Raw genomic sequence first — 23,849 nt, forward strand, 5'->3', positions numbered from 1 at the left:
GTGTGGCGGTAACATTTGCTGATCCAATCGAGACGGAACTCAACGTTGTCAGAAGGCTTCTCGGATCAAGGTCGACTGATTGGATCCCTCCTCATATCACCCTTGCTCCACCAGTGGATTGCACTCCGATGGAGGCGTGGTTGTGGGTGGGCAGGATCGGTGCCTTGAGCACACAGGTGGCACCTGTCGATCTCGAGTTGAGCGGCTTTGACATCTTCGCGAATCGCCGGATCACGGGACATCTCCCGGTCGTGGTTGGCCGAGGGGCCCTTAGGCAGTGGCATGATCGTTTGGTGGCTCAGCCGGATGAACGCCCCTACCTCCCCCATGTGACGGTCGTAGAGGACCTTGATCTTGATGCGAGTTCCGTCCTCCGGGAGCGGTTGGCGCGTTACACCTTGGCGGTTCAGGCGAGTGAAGTAACCCTGCTGGTCGCCGATGCACGAGGGCAAAGGAGACGTTGGCGACCATTCCTACGGGCCCTCGTAGGCTTTGGTGGTCTGCGACGTCGCGCACATCGATCAGTTGTGGCAGTCGTATCACAATCGAGTCCATTGTCGCACCCCCAATCTGCGCCCTCGATAAGTTGTTGGTTGCTGAATGTCTCGGGAGAGCTGCTCGGTTGGGGCGAGGCAATAGGTGGTCCAAGTGGAGTTTGGATACTCAATGACCCGGTGCTACTCGATGGTGACCTCATTGGGTGTGGTTTCGACGAACTGATCGTCGAGGAGCTGATGGAGTACCTGCGACCTGCCACCATTGTCGGGCAGTCGTCGACCAACATCCTTGATGCCTTTGGAGCCAGGTCGATGAGTCCGGAGGCAGCACGGTTGTTAGGCCTCGATCAGTTGAGTCTCGACCACCCCGGTTTGGCCATGGCCGATTCGCAGGTGTTGGCTGGCTCTTACGCCATCAGATGGAAGTTTTTAAGCTTCTCCACGCGATGAACAGCCTCGATCGTTCTCACGGTTTTGCTTCGCGAGCGCATCACGATGGAGTGCGTAATCGCCTGATCGCGATGCGTGCGAACGCCCCGCAGTAGTTCGGAGTCCGTGATTCCGGTGGCGGCAAAGAAGCAGTCCTGGGAGTTGACGAGGTCTGAGGTGTGGAGAATCTTATCGAGATCGTAGCCGGCGTCGATAGCGCGTTGCTTCTCAGTCTCGTCACGTGGCCACAGCCGTGCTTGAATAGCTCCGTCAACGCACTGGAGGCTAGCGGCGGCGATCACCGCTTCGGGACTGCCGCCAATGCCCAGGAGCATATCGATGTTGGACGATGGTAGGGCGGTGAGGAGGGCCGCAGCGACATCACCATCACCGATCAGAAAGATCCTGGCGCCGGCTGCACGGACCTCCTCGATGAGCTCTCCATGGCGAGGTCGATCCAGAATAGCGACGGTAATGTCCGCAGTCTGACAGTGTCGGGCTTTCGCTAGTTCTACGACGTTTTCTCGTGGGGTGAGATCGAGTGAGACGGCTCCTACCCCTTCCGGTCCCGTAGCGAGCTTGTCCATGTAGACGATCGGACCAGGAAAGAACATCGATCCTGTGCCAGCGATCGCGATCACACTCATTGCGCCGCTGCGTCCCATCGCCGTTGGGGTGGTACCTTCGATGGGATCGACGGCGATATCGACTTTGGGGCCGGTGCCATCACCAACATGCTCACCATTAAAGAGCATTGGTGCGTTGTCCTTCTCTCCTTCGCCGATGATGACGGTTCCGTCCATCGCAACCACATCGAGGACACTGCGCATGGCGTTCACGGCTGCGCCGTCCGCTGACTCCTTTTGCCCACGTCCCACCCATTGGGTCGAGGCGAGGGCCGCTGCCTCTGTGACTCGGACAATTTCGAGTGCGAGGTTGCGATCAGGTGGCGTATTATCGATCATCTAGAGTATGGTAGCACAAGGTGGTCTGCGTGGGGGCAATGCCAAGTCCCGGGCCTATGTACCACTCGTATTGTTCTTATGTCCACGGTGCGCAAAAAGACTAGACTGAGCGCATATGACACGTTTTGATGAGTGGGTGGCGAGCTATGGCCGCGCTCCGAAGAGGCAGGATCGTTTCGAGACACTTTCAGGCATCGAACTTGCTCCGGTCTATACCAGTCAAGGCCCTCTTGATGCTGCAACCACGACTACGGGGTCACAGGCTGTACTCGCGGAGCATGAGGAGCTACCCGGTAGCTACCCCTATACCAGGGGGATCTACGCCAGTGGTTACCGGACCAAGCTATGGACCATGAGGATGTTTGCGGGGTTTTCGTCGGCTCAGGAGACCAACGAACGCTTTCGCGAGCTGCTGGCCGCTGGTGGTACCGGCTTGTCGGTGGCGTTTGATCTCCCGACCCTGATGGGACGGGACTCAGATGACCCAAAGTCGCTTGGTGAGGTTGGCAAGTGTGGTGTCGCTATCGACACCTATGATGACATGGAGACGCTCTTTACTGGCATTCGACTCGGTGATATCACCACCTCGATGACGATCAACTCGCCAGCTGCCTTTATCTTGGCCTCTTTTGTAGCAGTAGCTGAGGCGAGTGGCGTGTCGAGGGATAAGCTCGGTGGAACGTTGCAGAATGATATTCTCAAGGAGTATCAGGCCCAGAAAGAGTACTACTTTCCGCCACGGCCCTCGATGCGTCTCGTGCGTGACACCATGACTTTTGCCGCTGCCGAGATGCCCAAGTGGCATCCCCTCTCGGTCTCTGGTTATCATATCCGCGAGGCAGGGTCCACGGCGGCCGAGGAGTTGGCCTTTACGATCGCCAATGGCTTTGCCTATGTGGAGACGGGTTTAGCCGCCGGGCTCAAGATTGATGATTTCGCGCCACAACTGTCGTTCTTTTTTAACGCGCACATTGATTTCTTCGAAGAGATCGCTAAGTATCGGGCAGCACGTCGTATCTGGGCGCGCTGGATGCGCGAGCATTACCATGCAGAGGATCCCCGATCTTGGCTACTTCGATTTCATACCCAGACTGCTGGCGTCTCTTTGACTGCCCAGCAACCTGAGCTCAATATCGTTCGCACGGCGATTGAGGCGTTAGCGGGAACACTTGGAGGCACGCAGAGCCTTCACACCAACTCGATGGATGAGGTGCTCTCGTTGCCTACGCAAAAGGCGGCCCGGATCGCACTTCGCACCCAGCAGATCTTGGCCTATGAGACCGGCGTGACGAACGTGGTCGACCCATTGGGTGGATCTTATTTCGTCGAAGAGTTAACCCGAGAGATGGAGCGACAGGCCGAGGAGATTTTTGCCGAGATTGCTGAGTTGGGTGATGGGTCCATGCTCGAGGGCGCGCTACTTGGCATTGATACGTTCTATCACGTGAACCGGATCGCTGACTCCGCGTATGAGCTTGAAAAAAAGATCTCTGCTGGAGATCGCATTGTGGTCGGCGTGAATAACTTCGTCCTTGAGAACGAGGAGCCCATCGATACCTTGGTGATCGGTCCAGAGGTAGAGAGACTCCAGGTACAGCGGCTCCACGATGTCCGCCAGCGGCGAGACTCTGATGAGGTCGCTCGCGCGCTTGCCGAATTGCAGGCCAATGCACGAGACCCTGAGGTGAACCTGATGGAGCCGTTGATCCGTGCGTCACGGGCGCGGGTCTCGGTTGGAGAGGTCATGGAGGCGCTCGCCGAAGTCTTTGGTTATTACGAGGAGCCTGGCATCTAAGCCATCCCTCGCTCTTTGTTCACGGCTGAGCATGGGTCGGTACCGAGCGGGAGAGGTTGTGTGGGAGAGGCTGTGGTCGAGCGCGAGCCTGCCAGAATCGATTACTCTCGCGTCGCCATGTCTTCGAGCAGAAGATAGCTCCTTTAGCTAGGGAATTCGATCTGGTTACGTGATAATCGGAACGGATTCCATAGCAATGCTGCTGGTGCTTGCTGGCTACATCCGCGTACTGAGCCTTGACGGTCCGACCGATAGGAGTGTCAGATCATCATGCGGACTCGTCGTTGAGCGCGAGATGCGACTATCGAGCATGCAACCGATTCGGCAGAGCGCCGGCGGGTGCACCAGTTCAGTGTGAGGGTGGTTAGCCCTTTGGAATGAAGGCATCGACAACGGCTAATGCGCGTCGTACCGTAGCCTTGGCGTCGATCACCTTGTCGGCAATATCCTGGGTGGCGCTCAACATGGTGAACAAAAGCACGGCTGTGCTCTCCGGGTCGGTGAGCTTGAGTAGCTTGAGCGGTTCGACCAAGGGACGCGACAACTCGAGATAGTACTCCTTGACCTTGCTGGCAATCTCAGGAGTGCGATCTCGGTTCTCAAGGTTCCGAAGCACCTCATGGGCGAGACGCGCATCCGATGCCGTGACGACCTTGGCAAAACCAGTGATCTGCTCACGCGGCTCACGGTGCCGTTTCATCGCAGCGACGAGTTGTTCTTGGTATCCTGGCAAAACATCCTCTGCGAGTTCAAGCGCCAGATGGTTTTCCGATGGAAAGTACAGATAGACACTGTTGCGCCTCAAGCCGGCTCGAGGTCCTACGGCCTCGAAGTTTACCGACCTGATGGTTGGATTAAGCAACGACTCCTTGGCGGCATCAAGCAGCGCCTGTCGTCGTTGAGCGTGATGTTCCTTAACTGTGGGGGCCATGATCTTGGGCATTGATCAAAGTATATAGCTGTTTTGCTTCCGTCTACCCGAATATCAAATTTCTCTGTCAGAGTCTCGAACTACAGTTCGCTTATGATACAAATGCGAACCGCCCCCATGGTGGCCGATCGATCTCGAGCCTATGAACGCCCACGTCAAGTGCTATTGCGGTTGTTGATCTTGACGATCGTTGTGCTTGCGGTAATGGTGGTTCTCACCCGGGTTGTTGGTCCACTAGTCGATAGTTCGCATGCCTCTTCCGAGGTTTTCGTCGTTCGTCGAGGTGATACGCTGGTTTCAATCGCTGAGCGAGTAGATCCGAATATGAATCCGTATCCAATCGTGGCACAGATGGAGGTACAGACACACGGTACTTTCCTCGTGCCCGGAGAACGAATCGTCGTCCCTATAGCAGCACCATAATGACCTTAGGCGAAGTACCTGTTGGGTTGGGAGGTATCGTTGGGTGCCATGGCCGCCAGGCTGTGACACGGTTCGAAGGGCGCTCTCGGTGTTGTTCTCGCTAGTCGGTCGTTAGGATGAGTTTTCCGAATTTCCCAGGTTGGCGGAAACGTTCATAGGCGGTTTCCCCCTCGGCGAGATCGAACTGGTGCTCGACGATAATCCGATACGCGCCGGTGGCAAGGTGTCCGAGAAGGTGGTGCTCGACGTCGGCTGCAAGCAGTGACTTCTGCTCCCAGCTGCGTGCACGAAGTGTTGATGCACGTAGCGTCCCACGCTTGCTCATCAAGAGGCGGAGATCGATCTCTGGTTTGGCCGAGCTACCGACGCCGATCATGACAATCCTGCCCCCAAGGGCAAGCGATTCGAGGTTGGTTGGAAGATTCTCGCCGGAGACGAGTTCGATGATGACGTCATAGGGCCCGAAGTCGACGATCTCGTCGGGAGTCACGCTCGTGTGGCAGCCCAGCGAGAAGACTTGTGCGTCGCTCTCGTGACTGCGCACCACGGCGGTGACATGAGCGCCGAGCAATGCACCAATCTGTACCGCTGCGTTGCCGACTCCGCCGAGGGCACCATGCACTAGCAGTCGATCGCCGATACTGAGGTGCACCTGACGTATCAACGCGTCGAAGGCGGTGAATGCTGCCTCTGGGTAGCCACCGGCGATTTTGGGATCGATGCCGTCCGGGACCGGAATGCATGCGCTTGCTGGTATGGTCAGGAAGTCGGCGTGAGCTCCCCCTCCGGTGATCCCCATCACGAGTTGACCAGGTTGTCGTGTGGTGACCGTGGAGCCGACCTCTACGACTTCTCCGGCGAATTCCAGCCCAAGCCGTTCAGGGTCAAAGCCTGCTGGGGGAGGGTAGTGGCCGCGCGCTTGGAGCAGATCGGCAGCATTGATACCAGCACTTCTTACCCGCACGAGGACTTCGTGAGGGTCAGGTTGTGGTGTTGGCACCTCTGCTACCCTAACGGATCCGTTCTTTGCAATGAGTGCGCGCATCGCTTCTCCCTCTGTTGGTGCATCATCGGCGATCACCGTCAAAACTAAGCCTAGTGTCGGTGAACAACGGGTGGGGAGCACGCTGTTCGAGCGGGTGTCAAGTGGATTTTGGAGACCTACTCCGGTAGCGTGGTGGATGCAACAGCTGTTCTAACCAGGGAGGTACTGATGACGGAAGAGATGCGAATCGAACACGACTCGATGGGCGAGGTTGAGGTCCCAGCTGCTGCGCTATGGGGCGCGCAGACGCAACGTGCTGTCAACAATTTTCCGATTTCGGGACAGCGGCTCCCAATGTCGCTCATCAGAGGTCTTGTTTGGATCAAGTGGGCTGCTGCGAGCACCAACGTAGATTTAGGTATCCTTGACTCCGCGATTGGGGACGCCATCGTCAAGGCCTGCCAGGAGGTGCTCGAAGGCGATCACGACGATCAGTTTCCTATCGATATTTACCAGACGGGATCTGGAACCTCGTCGAATATGAATGTGAACGAGGTGATCGCCCGCCTTGCTAGTGGTCACTTGGGTGCGCCAGTGTTACCCAACGATCATGTCAACGCATCGCAGTCGTCCAACGATGTCTTCCCAACGGCGATGCACCTGGGAATCCTCCTTGAACTCTCGGGATCGCTGCTTCCTTCGCTTCATCGACTCGCCGATGGCCTTGATGCGAAGGCATCGGAGTTCTCCGAAGTGGTGAAATCGGGCCGTACCCATCTCATGGATGCAACCCCGATCACGCTTGGCCAGGAGTTCTCTGGTTACGCAGCGGCGGTTCGCAAGGGGATCGGTCGCATCGAGCTTGCGAGAGATGATGTTGGCGAAGTTCCTCTAGGAGGAACCGCCGTTGGCACCGGACTCAATGCGCCCCCAGGATTTGCGGGGGGTGTGCTGGCGCGGCTGCAGGACCGGCTTGGGGTACCTATCCGAGAGGCAACGAATCACTTCGAGGCCCATGGTGCACGAGATGCTGTTGTCTTCCTCTCCGGCGCACTCAAGACGTTGGCGATGGCCTACTACAAACTAGCCAATGACCTCCGATGGATGTCATCAGGACCACGCTGCGGCCTCGGCGAGATCCATTTGCCTGATCTCCAACCTGGTTCATCGATTATGCCTGGCAAGGTGAATCCGGTGGTGCCCGAAGCGATGGGTCAAGTCGTCGCCAAGGTCATCGGCAACGATGCGACGATCGCCTTTGGGGGAGCGGCCGGAAACTTCGAACTCAACGTCATGCAGCCAATTATCGGAGTCGCTATCTTGGATTCGATTCACATTATGAGTACTATTGCGGAATCGATGCTCACCAAATGTATTCTTGGCATCGAGGCCAATGTCGAGCGCTGTCGCATGTATGCACTCTCCTCGCCGTCAATCGGAACTTCCTTGAACCCCTATATCGGATATGAACAGGCGGCAAAGGTGATTAAGGAAGCGCTCGCGAGCGACAAAGACTTGCGAACCGTGGTGCTTGAGAAGGGTCTCCTCTCCGAAGCAGAGGTCGATGTCGCACTTGACGTCATGGCAATGACTAAAGGAGGTATTGTCCGCTAGTGCTCGGAGTCGCTATGGGACAATAGCGCGACCATGTGATGTGTATCTACAGCGTCGGTAGCCATGTGTTGGAGTGGCCACGGCTGCGGTTTGTCCAACCGCAGCCGTGACACCCGGGTTTAGCGAAGATATCAGGCGACTCGTTTGAGGTCGCTGCGCTCGAGTTGGACAGCTTGATCTTCAATTTTGCGATGTAACCCAGCGAAGAACCCTACGATCGCATCAAAGAAGAAGGCGATCCCACCAAGCGCCAGACCGGTGATGGTGACGCCTACCCAGTCGGCTCGTAGATGGCCGATGGCGAATCCAGTCCATAGATTGAGGTTGGCGATCCAAGCGAGTGCGACTCCCAAAATGAGTTGCACAAGTGGTTTGAGTTCTCGGGTGTGCCCATAGGCGCGCTCCCCAAGGAGACTCAACCCGTAGATACCAAGGCCGAACAGGATGACAAGCCCAAAGAAGTGCATTTGATCCTCCTTTCAACTTCTGTTGGTTCGTAGGCGTCAACACGCGGACCGCAAGGTTGTATGCCAGCCACATTTCAGGTATTTTTTAGCTTGTGGCTTCGGTCATAGTACTGGGAGGGTGTGCCTAAACGAACAACGCGGGTGGTGTGCGAATGCGTCTGGCTGGAATCTCGTACCTAGGCACGGCATAGGCGGCCTAAAGGCACACACTCCGTTCCCTGACCCTTGGAGGTGTATGGGCGGGAGACGACGGCTGTCGGCCGAAGGAAGGCTGTGAGTTCGTCATGTGAGAGGGCAAGAATGAACAAGCGCGAGAGTTGGTGCCAAAATCGCCGCTGGAGCGAGAGGTCGAGCAAGACGAACAGCCGCTCGTAGACTCTTTGGTATGGCACTTTTGGAGCACTTTCGGTACCTGGCACGCTACGCGATGTTCGATGATCCCGATATCGTGACCGAGTTTGGCTATCTTCTGGCGGAAGGAGCAGACGACCCCGCCGAGCTTAGTCCCGCATTAGTTCAGTTGTTGAAGGGAATGCCTCAAGCGATCGAGATTTGGAGTGTCACGAATGCGCTGCTCGGGGCCGTTGACCTCGCGGGCGCTGCCGCCGAGCTTGGCTGGGCACTGATCACACACGTCAGCGGGTGCGAACTTCATCGATCCCCGATCATGCCGCTCGCGGTCAGCGCGCGGTCCGCGCTTCAGATTGGTGCCCTGCAGGAGTGTCGGACGTGTCGCTTTCGACTGCTCCCTGATGCCTTACTCCACCGATATGCGACGCATTATGGATACCCTGTGGAGGCACTGGGATCCCGTCCGGTCTATGTTGATGGCGTCAGAGTTCTCTCAAAACAGTATGAGTGGCCGAGCCTGGCTCCAATATTGGCCGATCATTAACTGGTCCACCTGGTTAAATTGGTAAGGGTCAGCACAGATTGATAGAATTAGCCCTCGTCTCATCCGAGTCACTACTTGTGTGAGCGCCAAGATGAAGCTATGAAGTCTCTATCTCTGGAGTATCTCTGGAGTATCTCTGGAGTATCTCTGGAGTCGCTTTCTCATCCGGCATAGATCAGGTCAGTAATCGCGGTCCGTTTTGTGGTGGTTCGGACACGATTAGTGAGGCTATATCGCACTATAAGGATGCACTCTTCTGGGCATGAGGAGCACATAGACTTTTTGTCACCCCAAAACGGTATGCAGCGGAGCAAGCTGCAAAAATTATTTGGTGGTGATATTTTCGTGATGAACTGGTGTTTCTTCGCGATTGTGCTGCATACTAATACAATGGATAGCACATTATACGGTAGATCTTGCTAGCATCCTTAGAAGGGGCATAGCAAAATCTAACGTACCTAGGGGGTGCTCATGGCTCAAACAACGGATAGTTCGACGGATAATTCGGGAGAGGCTGGTGGATCTCTTCGCAAGGGAATCTCGCTTCTACCGATGATTATTCTTGGTGTTGGAGGCGCAGTCGGAACGGGGGCCCTCTTTAGCGGTATTGGAATGGCAGCAGTCGCCGGACCCGCAATGATCGTCTCATGGGTGATCGGGTGTGTGATATATACCTTCATCGGTATTACCTATGTGGACATGAGCGTTCGTTTTCCTGAGGCAGGTGGACCTGCACGCTACTCGCTCTACACCCATGGTTGGGTGGCAAATCTGGTGAATTCAGTGGGCAGTCTTGTGTGGTACCTCCTCATCCCGCCGATCGAGGCGATCGCTACTGTTACAGCACTCAGCTACTTCGATTCGGGGCTTTTGAATGCGAAGGGCGATCCCACGCTCTCGGGTGCGCTCGTTGCACTGGTACTCCTCGTGGTCTACATCCCAGTGAACTTCTACGGTGTGAAGATCCTGGCTCGCATCAACAATGCGCTTGGGGGTGTCAAGATCGTACTGTACTTGCTGTTGGCGGTCGGTTTTATCCTTGTCATGGGGAGAGCCTCGAACTTCAGTGCTTTTGGCGGCTTTGCGCCGTACGGGATTGGTCCAATCTTTGCCGCTGTGCCAATCGCGATGTTTGCCTTCGGTGCGATCCGAGTGATTCCTGATTTTGCCGAAGAGGCAAAAGATGGCCGCACCCTGAAGGTAGGAATCATCTACACCTTGATCGTGCAGTTCGTCATCTACGTACTCTTTAGTGTTGCACTGATAGCTGGACTCAGCTGGGGCACCCTCTCTACCAAGGTTGGCGAGTGGACCGCTCTCACCAAAGTGACGGCGAACCCATTTATTGCCCTCACCACCAACCGGGGCGTGGATTGGCTCCTCGTTGTGGCCGTCATCGTTGGCATCCTTGGTCCAGGGGTAGCTGGCTATGTCTACCAGGGCGCGGGATCGCGGGTCCTTCTGGCGATGGCTCGTACCGGTTATGTCCCCAAGCGTTTCAAGGAGATCCACGCACGTCACAAGACGCCAGCGCTTTCCTTGATCGTAGTCGCGTTGATTGGTGCGGCACTTGCCCTGCTTGCGGCGCCAGTTCCGCGCATCATTAGTCTGATCGATGATGCGGTGGTCGGAGGCTATATATCCTTTGGAGCGGTTCCCGCAGCGATGTTGGCAGTGCGTAAACAACGCGGTGAATCATTCAGTGTCGGTTCCACCATTATCGCAGCGTTGGGCTTTGGTGGGGCCTCGCTTGTGGTGTATTGGTCCGGTTGGCCTGCCGTTCCCTATGCGGTGATTCTCATCGCTATTGGCTCTGTGCTGCTTGGATTTGCGCAGAACTTTAAGCAGCTGCTCCATTCGTTGTGGTACATCGTCTGGATTCTTTTCCTGACGGTGATGGCCGCGATTGGAAGTGTCGGGAAGGGCAATGAAATCTCCTTCGATCTCTCTTCGGTGCTGGTAGCGATCGTCTCGGTCTTTGTGATCTTGCCTTGGGCGGTCCACAGCAGGTTATCGGTTGATGAGGTTGAGCAGCTGGAAGCCTCCTAAAACGTCCGGCCTATCCGTACACACTTTGGGCGGCCCACGGTTGGATGCTAAGCTGGGACCAGTCTAAGGTGCACTGGTCGGGCATTTGGCTAGCGCCGAATCGTTCCCTCGGCTAGCGGGTGAGGGTAGTCGGTGGTCCTCTGGTTCTGTCTTGCAAACCGTGCACGCGAAACCAGGTGCGTGGGCGTTGGGGGAGCGTCCATGTCGATTGACCCAGCACGCGTCGCCGGGACGTTTGGGAGATCGAACGAAAGGAGGGTGGGCATGGGAAACCGTCGCTCGTCAATCACCATGACGGATGCTGAGCGCGAAGCCTTTCTGCGTACCGGTCGGACGTTAAACTTGGCGTCGATTGGCCTTGATGGTCGTCCTCATCTAGTCGCGATGTGGTATTGCCTCATCGAGGAGACGATCTGGTGTTGGACGTATGCCAAATCGCAGAAGGCGTTCAATTTGAGGAGGGATCCTCGCGTCACAGGCTTGGTCGAAGCAGGAGAACACTACGAGGAACTCCGAGGTGTGACGCTGTATGCACGCGCTCGTATCACTGAAGATCTGGAACAGATACAACGGGTAGGCGCTAGCCTCTTCGCTCGCTACCAGTCTGGGGACTCGACGGTGACAGAGGAGACATTCTTGGGTTCTGCTCCGAAGCGCATTGCGTTTGCTTTGGTGGTTGAGGAGTTCGTGAGTTGGGACCATCGTAAGCTACACGGTGGGTACTGAAGTGTTGAGAACCGCAGATTCGTACTCTGTAGTATGGTTCGCGGCTATCGTCTGGCGACTTGCTAGGATTTGACCATGGGCGAAATGATTACTTTTCCTAGCAATGGACATGAAGCATCCGGATATCTAGCCATACCGGAGGCAGGTGTTGGACCTGGCGTTATTGTTATCCAGGAGTGGTGGGGTATCAACAGTCATATCAAGGATGTCTGTGATCGCTTCGCGGCGCAGGGATTTCTCGCGCTGGCTCCAGACCTCTACAATGGGCGCGTCGTCGCCGAGCCCGATGAGGCTGCGAAGGCGATGATGGCGTTACAGCTTCAGGATGCCTCCAAACAAATGAAGGGAGCGGTCAAGGAACTCCTGCGGCGCTCAGGGGGCAGTGGCGTAGGCGTCGTCGGGTTTTGCATGGGCGGGGGATTGGCCTATGTGCTTGCGGCGAACCAACCGGAACTGGTGAAGGCTCTGGTCCCCTTCTATGGCGTGATCCCTTGGCCTGACGCGGAGCCCGATTATGCCTTGATTCAGGCCCCGATCCAGGGTCACTATGCCGAGCACGATGATGCGTCGTCTCCCGAGATCGTCCGCCAACTTGAGCAACGCTTGCGATCGATGGGCAAGTCGGTAGAGTTCTTCATCTATCCAGGTACTGAGCATGCCTTCTTTAATGACGATCGACCTGAGGTCTACCATGCACAGTCCGCAATGCAGGCGTGGGACCGAACCACACAGTTTCTGAGGGATACGCTGGACGCCTAAGCCTGTGTCGGGAGCTGTTCCTCTCGCGTACAGCTCGCTAGCTGATGGTATGTCGCTTAGTTATCAACCTTGCGGCTAGGCTGGTGGACTGTGGTGCCCTCTGATTACGTGCGTCGATTGCGAGCACACGTCGGACACGATTGGTTATTATTACCAAGTGCGGTAGCGCTCGTTGAACGCCATTCTGGTGAACTACTCCTTGTTCGGCAGGCTGATATGGCCGATTGGTCGCTCCCGGGCGGTGCGATAGAGCTTGGTGAAACGCCGACGCAGGCAGTCGTCCGTGAGGTCGCCGAGGAGACCGGTTTGGATATTGAAGAGGTCGAACTCGTGACGGTCGTTGGCGGTCCGCGTTACCGGGTGGTCTATGCCAGTGGTGACCAGGTAGAGTACACCTCGGCGATCTATCGCAGTCGATGTCGAGCCGACCAAGAACCCGTTCCCGATGGGGTTGAGCTGGCGGAACTCTGCTGGTGTCCACCAGAACGGCTGGACGAATACTCGATGATTCCCTACGTGCAGAACCTTCTTGTTGATCTTGGCCTGTTGGCGGATACGACAGGACACCGTCAAGGACCAGCAGCTAGCTCCGAGGGTGCATGATCTTCGGGTCCACCTATCGGGGTATATGGTCGCGTCGCGAGGCCCAAGAGGGATGAGGAGGTGAACCACGTGTCTTGACCCAAGTCCCACCATACGAAGGGCATCCAACGCCTCGCGATTGGCGCGAGCACGTTCTTGTTCTCCTTGTTCGACCTGACGACTCGGTTGTTCTGCATTTGGAGTTGCTCCTCTAGGAACATCGAGCATCTCTTGCTGTAGTGATCGATGCAAAACGTTTGCGTTGCTATCTTGTCTGTGGTCCGCTGCGAACGGGTATGAGCGAGCAGAGGAGCGCAATGCCCCATAATGGTCCAAAATGGTCCAAAATGGTCCACTTCACCTCCATCGTTGAACGTTGGTGTGAGCCACTGCCACGCACTCGTGGCACGGGCAGCGACTATCTCCTGGCGCTACGATCGCAACTAACATGGGTCGTTGGAGTGTTGCAAAGGAGGACGTCATGCGGGCCTATCGTATTGAGCACTGTGTGGGCCTCGACGGCAGCCTTGCTGTACAGGGTGCAAAGAACTCGGTGCTCAAGCTCATGGCAGCAACCATTCTGGCCTCTGGCGTGCATGTGCTCGACAATGTGCCGAGGATCACCGATGTGGAAATTATGCGTCGGATTCTTGACTCGCTTGGTGTAACGAGCGCTTGGCGAGGACCTCATCGACTTGAGGTCCGGGTCCCGGAGTCACAGGATCTTTCCAGTCGGCCTGATCACGAACTCGTCAAAAGCATTCGCGCATCGGTCGTGCTGTTGGGGCCGATCCTTGCCCGAACCGGCGAGGTAGTCCTGGCGACACCCGGTGGTGATGATTTTGGCGACCGACCAGTTGATATCCACGAGCTCGCCCTCACGGCATTGGGGGCAGTGGTGGAGGCGGTTGACGGACAGTTAATCGCCAAAGCTGATCATCTTGTCGGCTGCGACCTTGTCCTTGAATTTCCTTCGCACACGGCAACGGACAACGTTTTGATGGCGGCGACCACCGCGAACGGTGTGACGACCATCGACAATGCGGCGAGGGAGCCAGAGGTCATTGATCTGGCAAATGCCCTGATTGAGATGGGTGCCCATATCGAAGGAGTGGGCACTTCTCGTATCGTGATAGAAGGCGTGGAGCGGCTTACCCCGATGCATCATCGTGTCATCGGCGATCGAGTGGTGGCAGCGACGTACCTCACGGCAGTGGGGGCAGTCGGAGGTCGAGTTCGGATCGAGGGTATTGCGCCGTCGAACATGTTGATTCTCCTCCGCAAGCTGGTGAGCGTCGGACTGACTATCGAGGTTGGGGATGAATGGATCGAGGTTGCCGGTGATGGGCATCTTCGGGCGGTAGATATTCAAACCCTTCCATACCCCGGGGTGGCAACGGACTATAAGCCAATGTTGGTGGCGATGCTCTCCATCGCCGATGGCGCCAGCGTGGTGAGCGAGAATCTCTTTGCTGGCAGATTTCGCTACCTGGACGAACTGCGTCGATATGGCGCGAATCTGCGCGCTGAAGGACACCATATTATCATCCGTGGTGTTCCTAGACTCCTCGGAACTGAGGTAACGGCCCATGACATTCGTGCCGGCGCAGCGTTGGTGGTCGCCTCGCTGGCAGCGTGGGGAGAGAGTCAGATCAACGCGGTGGCGCACATCGAACGGGGCTACGATGCGCTTGCTGAGACGCTGGTGACTTTGGGGGCAACGATAGAAACGATAGAGGTATAGGTGGACAATTCCAAGGAGCTCATTGCGAGGGTGCTAGACGATGACGATAAGGGTGCAATCGCGAGGTTGATCTCCATCGTCGAGCGGCCAGCGTCTAGGGAGCGTGAGGAACTTGAGCTATGGCTTGCGGGTCAGGCTGAGACAGGTTTCGTAGTCGGTATGACCGGTGCCCCTGGTAGTGGAAAGTCGACGCTAGTCGATCGTCTCATCAGCCAGATTCGCACGAGCGATGAACGTGTCGCCGTTCTGGCGGTCGATCCTTCATCGCCATTTAGTGGTGGTGCCATACTCGGTGATCGGGTGCGTATGCAGAACCACACCCAGGATGCGGGGGTCTATATCCGATCGTTGGCGACTCGAGGCCACCTCGGCGGTCTCACCGTGGCGGTACCGAGGATCGTTCGTCTCCTCGAAGCGCTGAGGTTTCCTTGGGTGGTGATTGAGACCGTTGGGGTTGGTCAGGTGGAGATTGAGATCACTGGGGAGGCCGATGCGACAGTGGTGGTCATCAACCCAGGCTGGGGCGATTCCATCCAGGCGAATAAGGCTGGGCTCATGGAGATCGCTGATATTTTTGTGATCAACAAGGCGGATCGGGCGGGTGTTCGCGACACGCGTCGGGATCTGGAAAATATGTTGGAGTTGGGTGCTCATGACCGTCGTCCACCGATTGTGGAGACCGTCGCAACGGGAGGGGATGGAGTTGAAGCCCTGTTCGAAGCGTTGGTGCAATTGAAGGTAAGGCTCCAGGAGAGTGGTGAGCTCTCGAACCGTCGCGCGACACGACGCTTGGCAGAGTTTGATCGACTGGTGATGTCAACGCTTCGGAGCACCGTGGAATCCGTAGCAGAACGGACTAATCTGCGTGATCGTGTACGCGAGGGTTCCATGACCCCGGTGACGGCGGCAGCCGAGCTTATCGAGATGATCAAGATATCCTCGAATGAGGAAGAAGGAGGGCGATAATGGAGGAGTTTCTTATTCGGGAGGAGACCGAGGACAATGTCGTCATACTGCGTCTCAACCGGCCAAAGGCGAACGCGCTCTCCAAGGGGCTCCTTGAGGAGTTGTGGACCTATGCCAATGCGATGGCCTTGGATCCGCCGGCCGCGGTGGTGATCACCGGGTCGAAGCGCATCTTCGCGGCTGGTGCCGAAATCGGTGAGTTTGGCGGCATGGCGGTCGGGCGTGAGATGGGGCAGTACTTTCATTGGGCGCTCAATGCGCTCAGCACGCTACCACGAGTGGTGATTGCAGCCATCGAGGGCTATGCCCTTGGTGGTGGGCTCGAGCTCGCACTGTCTTGTGATTTTCGGGTTGCAGGCAGCGGTGCGAAACTCGGACAACCCGAGATCGCTCTTGGCATCATCCCCGGCGGTGGAGGGACGCAGCGTTTGCCACGTCTCATCGGAGCATCGAGGGCAAAGGAGATGATCCTCGGTGGTCAATCGGTCGATGCTGATCGGGCGTTGGCGTGGGGTTTGGTCGACCGTGTCGTCGCTGATGGTCAAGCCGAAGCGGCCGCGGTCGCCTGGGCGACGGAGTTCGCTCGAGGCCCACTCGTGGCGCAGTCGTTTGCAAAGCGAGCCATTGACGCCGGACTCTCTGGCAGCCTAGCTGAAGGTTTAGAGCTCGAGAAGTCCTTCTTTGGTCAAGTCTTTGGGACAAGGGATGCAGAGATTGGCATTCAGTCGTTCTTCGAGAATGGGCCCGGCAAGGCCCAATTTGAGGGTCGTTAGGTGCCTGATCCTTCCCGAAGGATCCTTGCTGGTGGGGATGAGCGGACGTGGTTCCAGCGAGCGGTGTTCTATGAGGTCTATATCCGTGGATTCTATGATGCCTCCGGTGATGGTCAAGGCGACGTCCGCGGAGTAACCTCGAAGCTCGATTATCTGGAGTGGTTGGGTATCGACTGCCTATGGTTGTTGCCCTTCTATCCCTCCCCCTGGAAGGATGGGGGTTACGACGTCTCTGATTACTTCAGCGTTCATCCCGCCTACGGCAACGTGACCGATATCGAAGAACTCTTGAACCAAGCGCATCTCCGGGGTATCAGGGTGATCGCTGATCTCGTCCTCAATCACACCAGTGACCAACATCCCTGGTTTGTGGAGTCCAAGGCGTCTCGCGATAATCAGATGGCTGACTGGTATGTCTGGGCTGACGATGATACCGGTTATCAGTCGGCACCAGTGATCTTCGTGGATTCGCAGAGCTCAAATTGGACCTACTGTCCGGAGCGTGATCAGTACTATTGGCATCGCTTCTTCGCGCATCAGCCTGATCTGAACTACGAGAACCCCCAAGTCCAGGAGGCGATGCTCCAAGTCGTCCGCTACTGGTTGGGACTGGGGTTTGATGGATTCCGGCTCGATGCCGCCGCATATCTCTTTCAGCAGGAGGGGACACGATGTGAGAACCTGCCCGAGACACACGCCTTCCTCAAGCGGATTCGGGCCCTTGTTGACACGGAGTTTCCAGAGGCAGTGCTACTCGCCGAGGTGAATCAGTCTCCAGCTGAGGTGGTGAGCTATTTCGGTGCTGGTGATGAGTGTCATATGTGCTACGACTTCCCGTTGATGCCTCGACTGTTTTTGAGCGTGAAGACTGAGAGTGCGCTCCCCACCGCGGAGGCGTTGCGGCAGACCCCCGCCATCCCTGAAGGTTGTCAATGGGGTATTTTTCTCCGTAACCATGATGAGTTAACACTGGAGATGGTGACGGAACAGGAGCGCGAGTTCCTGTACAGTGCCTTTGCAAGCGACCCCATCTCCCGTCGGAATGTAGGGATAGGTCGTCGTCTTGCCCCACTGATCGACAATGATCGTCGGGTGGCCGAGCTATTGCAAGCGCTGATTCTTTCGCTCCCTGGGTCACCCATTCTTTACTATGGTGACGAGATTTTGATGGGCGACAACATCTACCTCGGTGATCGGGACTCGGTTCGCACCCCGATGCAGTGGTCGCCAGATCGTAACGGGGGTTTCTCACGTGCTGATCCTGCGCGCCTGTACTCCGGGCTCATCATCGACCCGGTCTATGGGTACCAGGTGGTCAACGTCGAATCACAGATGAATAACCCCTCTTCGTTCCTGCGATGGACACGGGAGATGTTGTCGGTCCGACATCGAGAGTCGGTCCTTGGCGATGGTGACTTTCGACTCCTGTCGGTTGACAATGATGCCATCCTGGCTTTTGCACGATTTGTCGCGAGAGAGGAACGGGTGGTGCTCTGCGTCTTTAACTTCGCTTCGAAGGTCCAGCCAGTCACGGTCGATCTTCGGGACTGGGATGGTCGTGTCCCTGTTGAGTTGCTTGGCATGACACCCTTTCCGGCTATCGATGCCAGCGGTGCGTATGGGTTGACGCTCGCTCCCTATGGCTTTCTTTGGTTTGAGCTCTGCGTGGCGTAAGCCGCCTTGCGGCGACAGCAAGCGGCTTGGGGGGACCCCCAAGGAGGGGCCTGAAGAGGGTACGCGGTGATGGGCTTCACGTGCGTTGTGGCGGAAAGGCTTGACCATCGAGTGATCTCTGGTGGTGAGAGCGACTAGCTTATGTCCATCGCGTAAGATGGAGCCATGTCACTTCGCTCTCGTTCGTTGTTACGTCGTTCGTGTCTCTCTGTTCCTGGATCAAGTGAGCGCTTTATCGCTAAAGCCCGCGAGATCGAGGCTGATATGACTTTCTTGGATCTTGAGGACTCGGTAGCTCCATCGGAAAAGCTCACTGCGCGTTCCAACATCGCTCGGGCGATCGCTGCTGGAGGATGGGATGAGCGGGTGCTGTGCGTGCGCGTCAATGCGTGGGATACGGCGCTGACGTTCCGAGACATCCTGGAGGTGGTGGGGGGCTCAGGAGAGCGCCTCGACGAGATTATGCTTCCCAAGGTACAAAATGCCGCCCAGGTTGTCGCCACTGACCTCCTGTTGACCCAGATTGAGGCAGAGGCCGGTTTGCCACGCGGTCATGTGGGGCTAGAGGTTCAGATCGAGACAACTACCGGACTTATCAATGTGGAGGAGATCTGTTTGGCATCGCCACGGATCGAAACCGTTGTCTTTGGCCCGGCCGATTTTGCGGCCTCGATGGAGATGCCGGTACTCACGGGTGGTGTCGAGGTGCCGGAGTATCCTGGCGATCACTTTCACTATGTTTTCTCCAAGATTTTGATGGCGGCCCGTGCTGCTGGTATCCAAGTGATCGATGGACCCTATCTGAAAATCGCAGATCTTGAGGGATTGCGCAACTATGCGACGCGTTCGGCGATGCTTGGTTACGACGGCAAGTGGGCCATTCATCCGACGCAGGTAGAGGTCCTCAATGACGTCTATCGTCCGACGCAGGAACTCTTTGATAAAGCCTGCGATCTACTTGATGCCTACACCGTCGCAACAAGCGACGACGGACGTGGAGCGGTGATGTTTGGTGATGAGATGATCGATGAGGCGAGTCGAAAGATGGCGATGAAGTTCCGAGCCCGCGGTGAGAAGGCACGGATGGTGAGGACCCCGAAAGGCGAGGTACACACCTAGACCAGCTTGGAGGCGACCTTTGACAACAGGTAGAGGATGACGCCGGAGATCGCGAGCTCGAGGTAGAAGACCGTAACTCCCTGTCCGGTGGCTTTAAGGACGACAGAGGCGATGAGTGCCCAGCTCAGGTGGATGCGGGGCAGGAGATAGGTCGGGATCGCCCAGAAGAGTAAGACCGCAAAAAGAGACATAGCGATCAGCCACTTGCCGATCCTTGCAATCACCGCTGAACGCGCCTTGTGGATGATGAGCGCGAGGAGAAAGAGGACGATCGCGATCTCAGTGGCGATCGGAACGGCCGTCGTAGCGGCGCGAGCGAGGAACCCAAGGTTGGGGAGATCGGCGCCAGGAATCGCGATCCTCAAGTCAGTCTGTTGAACGGAGTTGCCCAGCGAAGTGGAGTACTGTGAAATCCCTGCTGCGATAAACTCGGTAAGCCCGGGACCCCCAATGGTAATCGGAGCATGGTTGGTGCCGAGAAGATGACCGTCAGCTTGACGGATCGCATTGACGAACTCCTGCTTGACCGCAGGTTGGGCGAGCGCTGCGGCGATGATTCCTTGCAGCTCTGCGTGAGAGATGGAGATACCTGATACCCCGGTGATGGGGGCAAGCGAGTTGGTGAGGCCATCGGCCATCGCAGATTGAATGGTCTTGCTGGTACTAAGGGTCTGCGCATCGTTGGCGAGGCGGTTGGGGTTAAAGATTGTCAACAAGGAGAGATGGGCAAGGATGGCGATGGTCCCTGCCAACAGACCGAGGCTGAGCAAGACATTACCGAGCAACCTACGCAGTGCAATCACTCCCTTCTACTATTCGATTCATCAGAGGGTCACCGCGAGAAGTTTCGGCACAACAGTGCGTTTCCTTGATCGGGAAGCATTGAGGCATTTTCACTGATGCCCTTGGCTAGTGTAGTGTGTACGAGACCTAGCGACGCGCGAGACCTTTGGCGATGACCTTTAATGCAAGCGTCTCTTCTGCACCCTCAAAAATGGAGAGCACACGGGCGTCGACAAAATAACGACTGACTGGGTACTCCTCGGCGTAACCCATGCCACCATGTAACTGCATCGCCTCCCTTGTGACCCACTCAGCCGCCCGGCAGGTGTACGCTTTGGCCATTGATGCCTCGAGCGAGCCTTGATGTTGGGCGAGCAGCCGGGCAGTGGCGTAGGTCACCTGGCGGCTGGCCTGCAGGGTCGCGGCCATGCGTGCAAGTTTTGCGCGACTCAGTCGATAATTGACGAGTGGTTGTCCAAAGACTGACCGTGACTGTGCGTACGTGCACGCTGCCCCGTAGGCGGCACCCATGACGCCAACGGCGCGGGCAGCTGTCTGGATTCTCCCATTTTCGAATCCTGCCATCTGAAGGTAGAATCCGCGCCCCTGACCACTTGATTCGCCGATGAGTTGGGAAGCAGGGACGAAGACGTTAGCAAAACTCACCTCAAAAGAGTGCATACCTCGATAGCCAAGAGTGGCGATCGCCCGGCCTTCGATGACCCCACCGTTGGACTCGAAGCGAAAACTCTCACCATCGGCTCGTGCTTTGTCGACGAGAAAGAGTGAGAGTCCTCGATGCCCGAGCCGTCGATCGGGATCGGTGCGCGCAAGCACCGCGAGGACTTCGGCGCGTCCCGCGAAGGTGCACCAGGTCTTGGTGCCGTTGATGCGCCAGCCCCCTTCGGTGGGTGTGGCCGTGGTGGTGATATTGGCGACATCAGAGCCAAAGTCTGGTTCGGTGACGGCAACGGCACCCATGAGTTCGCCGCTCGCGAGAGCGGGTAGAAAACGCTGCTTCTGTTCCTCGGTGCCGCCGGCGAGAATTGCCTTGGCGAGGATCTCGGGACGGGTGATCAATGATCCTCCAGCGCCAAGCGAGGCTCGTGAGAGTTCCTCCGTTGCGATGAGCATGGCGATCAGGTCGTCGGCGGTCTCATTCGACGAGCCACCAAACTCCTCAGGAATCGAGAGACCAAAGGCGCCCATCTGGGCCAGCTGGTCGATGATTGTGTCGGGAATGTCAAGGTTGTCGCGATGGATTTCGTCGGCGAGAGGGGCAATCTTCTCACCTGCCACGCGGCGGAAAGTCTCAGCAACTAGCTCAAGATCGTCGCCCAGGTGGGCAGGTCCTGGGTCCAGGGCGATCGTGTCGATCAACGTATCGGTGACTTGGAATTCGTCGCCGAAGATGACCTGGACGGCCGCTGGATCGATGAGACCTGAGGTCAGCAGGTCTGCAGCAGTCTCGCGAAGAGTCTGCAGGCAAAAGACGGTGGCAACCGCACCCTCTTGGTGGCCATAGTTGGCATACTCGAGCATGGTTGGTATCGCCAGCAGCGCTGATGCGGCGGTAGCGAGTTGGTAGACCTCCACCTGTGCAGACTCGAGTTGGCCCGAGTCCGCCAGTTGAGCGATCTGCTCATGAATGTGCCCGTTGAGGAGGTCAAACGCCGATCGAATATGGCGGAACAGGGTCTCGGTCATCTCTTGATCTTACCGGGCGGACCGCTGGAACCTGGTGCCTGGGATCAGATGATGGCGGCCGTAGCAACGGGTGCTCCGGTCGGTTGAGCCACGCCACTGGCCGGTTCAACGGTAATTGCAAACTCGAAGGCGTGGTGGCCGCCCGTGTGGAAGACGGAGACGGTTGGATGACTACCAAGGAGCCCAAGCGATATCGGTTTCTCATCGACGATCGCCCAGACTTGGTAGGTGGAGTTCGTGGCCAGCGGATGCATCAGGAATGACGTGAGGACGACCTCGCCCGAGCGAAGTGCAACCACGCTGCCAACGGTGTGGCCTTGGGGGTTGTCGAGGGCAAAGCGCTTAGCACCCGGCTGCAGCAGCGCAGCGGTGGCGATGGCCCTCGTGGCGGACGCCGTCACCTGTGTGCTGAGCTCCGTGACTTGGTCGTGGAGGCTATGGATCGCGATGCCAAAGATGAGCGTCAAAGCAGCAGCCACAGCGAGCGCGGTCGATGCAATGATGGTCGGGATCCGCAGTCGCGAGCGTTGGGGAGGGCGAAAGGCAACGACGTCGCCACTTCCGTTGATCTCGTCCTCGATCCTCTCCCAGATGCCAGCAGGCGCTGGGCCGCCCTCGTTGGCAAGCATACCAAGTGTTGATCGGAGGGCGTCCACCTCTCCTCGGCAGGTGATGCAATGGCTCAGATGTGCCTCAACTGTGGCCCGTTCCTCAGGGTCGACTGCGTCAATAATATAGGCACCGAGTAGCTCTGCGGCGTCTTGGTGTTCTGTCTGATCTGCGGGATTGGGTCGTTCCATCATGCCTCCACCGTCTTCCACTGTGCAAGTGCTTCGTTCATGCGTTTGAGCCCCGATCGGATGCGCGTCTTGACGGTACCCTCAGGCTGTTCCAGACGTTGAGCGACCTCGCGATAGGTGAGCCCATGGAAGAAGGCGAGTTCGATAGCTCTGCGTTCGTCTTGGGGGAGGGTCTGGAGCGCCTCGCGCACCGCCTCGCGATCGGCAAGGTCACCGAACTCATGGTCGATATCATAGGAGGTGGCAGCGATGGCCGCGGTGTCGTTCTGCTCACGGCGCTTCCGGGCCTCTTCGGATCGAATGACGTCCACTGATCGACGGTGAGTCTGCATCAATAAAAAGGTACGTAATGTGCCTCGTGCGGAGTCGTAGCGCTCAGGTTCGTTCCAGAGCCGTACAAACAGTTCCTGGGTGACCTCCTCGGCCAGCGCTTGATCGCGGGTGACACGCTTGGCAAGCGCGTGCACCGCACCTCCGTGCCGCCGGAAGATCTCTGCCAAGGCATCTTGGTTGTAGCGCGCTACTGCGACAACAAGTGCGGCATCACTGATTTCGTGTAGTTGTGGTTCTATGACCTTACTTCGGCGCGGACGGCCAGGTTGGATGGAAGCATCATTCATTTGGACTCACTCGATGAGCTTGAGGAGAAAGAGGCTGACATCGTTGGCGCGATCGAGCGTGTCATCAATCGCCTCCTCACCCTCGGTGATCTTGGTGAGGGAGACGGATCGTCTGGCTGTCACGCTGATGGCCCTCTCTGGAGTGGCTGCTGGCGATCCGTAGCTGTCGGTCGCCGCCACCTCGAGAGGGAGCGACATGCCGGTGAGGCCAGCGAGGTTGAGTGCCAAATTCAGCAGGTCGATGGAGCCAGCGGGGAGCGTCCATGTGAGGGTCAACGGGAAGAAGAACTCATCCGGAACCGAGTTCGGCTCGGAGGCGGTGGCGAAGGCATCGTCGAAGGCGAGCAGTACACGAGGATCGACGTCCAAAGCGAGGTGGAGCTCCATCGGGGAGCCGCAACCGGATTCGGGATGGAGATCGACCTCCCACCACTGGCGGAGTGAATAGGTCTCCATGAAGTGGCGTTCGTCATGAACATGAAAGCCGTGATGAATGGCTTGGCCCTTGACTTCTGTGATGAACCCTGCGAGATCGATGGTAGACAC

The 23,849-nt window shown here is 57.2% G+C and carries 23 protein-coding genes; 14 read left to right on the plus strand and 9 right to left on the minus strand.

Annotated features, from left to right (window positions below):
- Window positions 1-2: 2 nt before the first annotated feature.
- The gene (locus tag M7Q83_RS00285) at window positions 3-947 is read left to right on the plus strand and encodes a 2'-5' RNA ligase family protein (RefSeq protein ID WP_298334187.1); all 945 of its coding nucleotides are present in this window, start codon (window positions 3-5) and stop codon (window positions 945-947) included.
- Here the strand turns inward: M7Q83_RS00285 and glpX are convergent.
- The gene (glpX, locus tag M7Q83_RS00290) at window positions 905-1,891 is read right to left on the minus strand and encodes a class II fructose-bisphosphatase (protein ID WP_298334189.1); all 987 of its coding nucleotides are present in this window, start codon (window positions 1,889-1,891) and stop codon (window positions 905-907) included. The genes M7Q83_RS00285 and glpX overlap by 43 nt on opposite strands.
- A gap of 115 nt (window positions 1,892-2,006) precedes the next feature.
- Here glpX and M7Q83_RS00295 point away from each other — a divergent pair, with 115 nt between their 5' ends.
- The gene (locus M7Q83_RS00295; RefSeq protein WP_298334191.1) at window positions 2,007-3,686 is read left to right on the plus strand and encodes a methylmalonyl-CoA mutase family protein; all 1,680 of its coding nucleotides are present in this window, start codon (window positions 2,007-2,009) and stop codon (window positions 3,684-3,686) included.
- Window positions 3,687-4,050: 364 nt separating this feature from the next.
- Here the strand turns inward: M7Q83_RS00295 and M7Q83_RS00300 are convergent, their stop codons facing one another.
- Complete coding sequence (locus M7Q83_RS00300) at window positions 4,051-4,629, minus strand: TetR/AcrR family transcriptional regulator (RefSeq protein WP_298334192.1); 579 nt, start codon at window positions 4,627-4,629, stop codon at window positions 4,051-4,053.
- A 90-nt stretch (window positions 4,630-4,719) separates the two neighbouring features.
- Between M7Q83_RS00300 and M7Q83_RS00305 the strand changes: the two genes are divergently transcribed.
- Window positions 4,720-5,040, plus strand: a complete 321-nt coding sequence (locus M7Q83_RS00305; protein WP_298334194.1) for a hypothetical protein — start codon at window positions 4,720-4,722, stop codon at window positions 5,038-5,040.
- Window positions 5,041-5,140: 100 nt separating this feature from the next.
- On the opposite strand, the gene M7Q83_RS00310 is transcribed toward M7Q83_RS00305, so the two are convergent.
- A complete protein-coding gene (locus M7Q83_RS00310) occupies window positions 5,141-6,121 on the minus strand; it encodes a zinc-binding dehydrogenase (protein WP_298334739.1) in 981 nt (326 codons plus the stop codon).
- Between the two features lie 132 nt (window positions 6,122-6,253).
- Here M7Q83_RS00310 and M7Q83_RS00315 point away from each other — a divergent pair, with 132 nt between their 5' ends.
- On the plus strand, window positions 6,254-7,639 hold the full coding sequence (locus M7Q83_RS00315; protein ID WP_298334197.1) for a class II fumarate hydratase: 1,386 nt from the start codon (window positions 6,254-6,256) through the stop codon (window positions 7,637-7,639).
- Window positions 7,640-7,770: 131 nt separating this feature from the next.
- Here M7Q83_RS00315 and M7Q83_RS00320 read toward each other — a convergent pair whose 3' ends face one another.
- Window positions 7,771-8,106, minus strand: a complete 336-nt coding sequence (locus tag M7Q83_RS00320; protein ID WP_298334198.1) for a hypothetical protein — start codon at window positions 8,104-8,106, stop codon at window positions 7,771-7,773.
- A 385-nt stretch (window positions 8,107-8,491) separates the two neighbouring features.
- Here M7Q83_RS00320 and M7Q83_RS00325 point away from each other — a divergent pair, with 385 nt between their 5' ends.
- The 10 genes from M7Q83_RS00325 to M7Q83_RS00370 all read left to right on the plus strand — a co-directional run bounded on the left by M7Q83_RS00325 (window position 8,492) and on the right by M7Q83_RS00370 (window position 19,393).
- Window positions 8,492-9,001 (plus strand): hypothetical protein, encoded by a 510-nt coding sequence (locus tag M7Q83_RS00325; RefSeq protein WP_298334201.1) that lies wholly within the window; start codon window positions 8,492-8,494, stop codon window positions 8,999-9,001.
- A gap of 471 nt (window positions 9,002-9,472) precedes the next feature.
- Window positions 9,473-11,050, plus strand: a complete 1,578-nt coding sequence (locus tag M7Q83_RS00330) for an APC family permease (RefSeq protein WP_298334203.1) — start codon at window positions 9,473-9,475, stop codon at window positions 11,048-11,050.
- A gap of 264 nt (window positions 11,051-11,314) precedes the next feature.
- Window positions 11,315-11,776 (plus strand): pyridoxamine 5'-phosphate oxidase family protein, encoded by a 462-nt coding sequence (locus M7Q83_RS00335; RefSeq protein WP_298334205.1) that lies wholly within the window; start codon window positions 11,315-11,317, stop codon window positions 11,774-11,776.
- A gap of 75 nt (window positions 11,777-11,851) precedes the next feature.
- Window positions 11,852-12,535 (plus strand): dienelactone hydrolase family protein, encoded by a 684-nt coding sequence (locus M7Q83_RS00340; protein ID WP_298334207.1) that lies wholly within the window; start codon window positions 11,852-11,854, stop codon window positions 12,533-12,535.
- 90 nt (window positions 12,536-12,625) lie between these two features.
- Window positions 12,626-13,138, plus strand: a complete 513-nt coding sequence (locus tag M7Q83_RS00345) for an NUDIX domain-containing protein (protein ID WP_298334209.1) — start codon at window positions 12,626-12,628, stop codon at window positions 13,136-13,138.
- Window positions 13,139-13,598: 460 nt separating this feature from the next.
- Window positions 13,599-14,861 carry a UDP-N-acetylglucosamine 1-carboxyvinyltransferase gene (gene murA, locus M7Q83_RS00350; protein WP_298334211.1) on the plus strand — a complete coding sequence of 421 codons (1,263 nt, stop codon included), beginning with the start codon at window positions 13,599-13,601 and terminating at the stop codon, window positions 14,859-14,861.
- The gene (meaB, locus tag M7Q83_RS00355; RefSeq protein ID WP_298334213.1) at window positions 14,862-15,827 is read left to right on the plus strand and encodes a methylmalonyl Co-A mutase-associated GTPase MeaB; all 966 of its coding nucleotides are present in this window, start codon (window positions 14,862-14,864) and stop codon (window positions 15,825-15,827) included. It begins immediately after the preceding gene.
- Window positions 15,827-16,600: an enoyl-CoA hydratase/isomerase family protein gene (locus M7Q83_RS00360; protein WP_298334215.1), complete on the plus strand. Its 774-nt coding sequence runs from the start codon at window positions 15,827-15,829 to the stop codon at window positions 16,598-16,600. The genes meaB and M7Q83_RS00360 overlap by 1 nt, the downstream gene beginning before the upstream one ends.
- On the plus strand, window positions 16,601-18,274 hold the full coding sequence (treS, locus tag M7Q83_RS00365) for a maltose alpha-D-glucosyltransferase (RefSeq protein ID WP_298334217.1): 1,674 nt from the start codon (window positions 16,601-16,603) through the stop codon (window positions 18,272-18,274). It begins immediately after the preceding gene.
- Window positions 18,275-18,439: 165 nt separating this feature from the next.
- On the plus strand, window positions 18,440-19,393 hold the full coding sequence (locus tag M7Q83_RS00370; protein ID WP_298334219.1) for a CoA ester lyase: 954 nt from the start codon (window positions 18,440-18,442) through the stop codon (window positions 19,391-19,393).
- On the opposite strand, the gene M7Q83_RS00375 is transcribed toward M7Q83_RS00370, so the two are convergent.
- The 5 genes from M7Q83_RS00375 to M7Q83_RS00395 all read right to left on the minus strand — a co-directional run bounded on the left by M7Q83_RS00375 (window position 19,390) and on the right by M7Q83_RS00395 (window position 23,849).
- The gene (locus M7Q83_RS00375) at window positions 19,390-20,196 is read right to left on the minus strand and encodes a hypothetical protein (protein ID WP_298334221.1); all 807 of its coding nucleotides are present in this window, start codon (window positions 20,194-20,196) and stop codon (window positions 19,390-19,392) included. The two genes, M7Q83_RS00370 and M7Q83_RS00375, sit on opposite strands and share 4 nt — an antisense overlap.
- Window positions 20,197-20,323: 127 nt before the next feature.
- Window positions 20,324-21,883, minus strand: a complete 1,560-nt coding sequence (locus tag M7Q83_RS00380) for an acyl-CoA dehydrogenase family protein (protein WP_298334223.1) — start codon at window positions 21,881-21,883, stop codon at window positions 20,324-20,326.
- A 44-nt stretch (window positions 21,884-21,927) separates the two neighbouring features.
- On the minus strand, window positions 21,928-22,686 hold the full coding sequence (locus tag M7Q83_RS00385) for an anti-sigma factor (RefSeq protein WP_298334225.1): 759 nt from the start codon (window positions 22,684-22,686) through the stop codon (window positions 21,928-21,930).
- Window positions 22,683-23,303 (minus strand): sigma-70 family RNA polymerase sigma factor, encoded by a 621-nt coding sequence (locus M7Q83_RS00390; protein WP_298334227.1) that lies wholly within the window; start codon window positions 23,301-23,303, stop codon window positions 22,683-22,685. The genes M7Q83_RS00385 and M7Q83_RS00390 overlap by 4 nt, the downstream gene beginning before the upstream one ends.
- 6 nt (window positions 23,304-23,309) lie before the next feature.
- A complete protein-coding gene (locus tag M7Q83_RS00395) occupies window positions 23,310-23,849 on the minus strand; it encodes a hypothetical protein (protein ID WP_298334229.1) in 540 nt (179 codons plus the stop codon).

It is taken from the genome of Ferrimicrobium sp. (assembly GCF_027364955.1).
In the GTDB taxonomy this organism is placed as follows: Bacteria; Actinomycetota; Acidimicrobiia; order Acidimicrobiales; family Acidimicrobiaceae; genus Ferrimicrobium.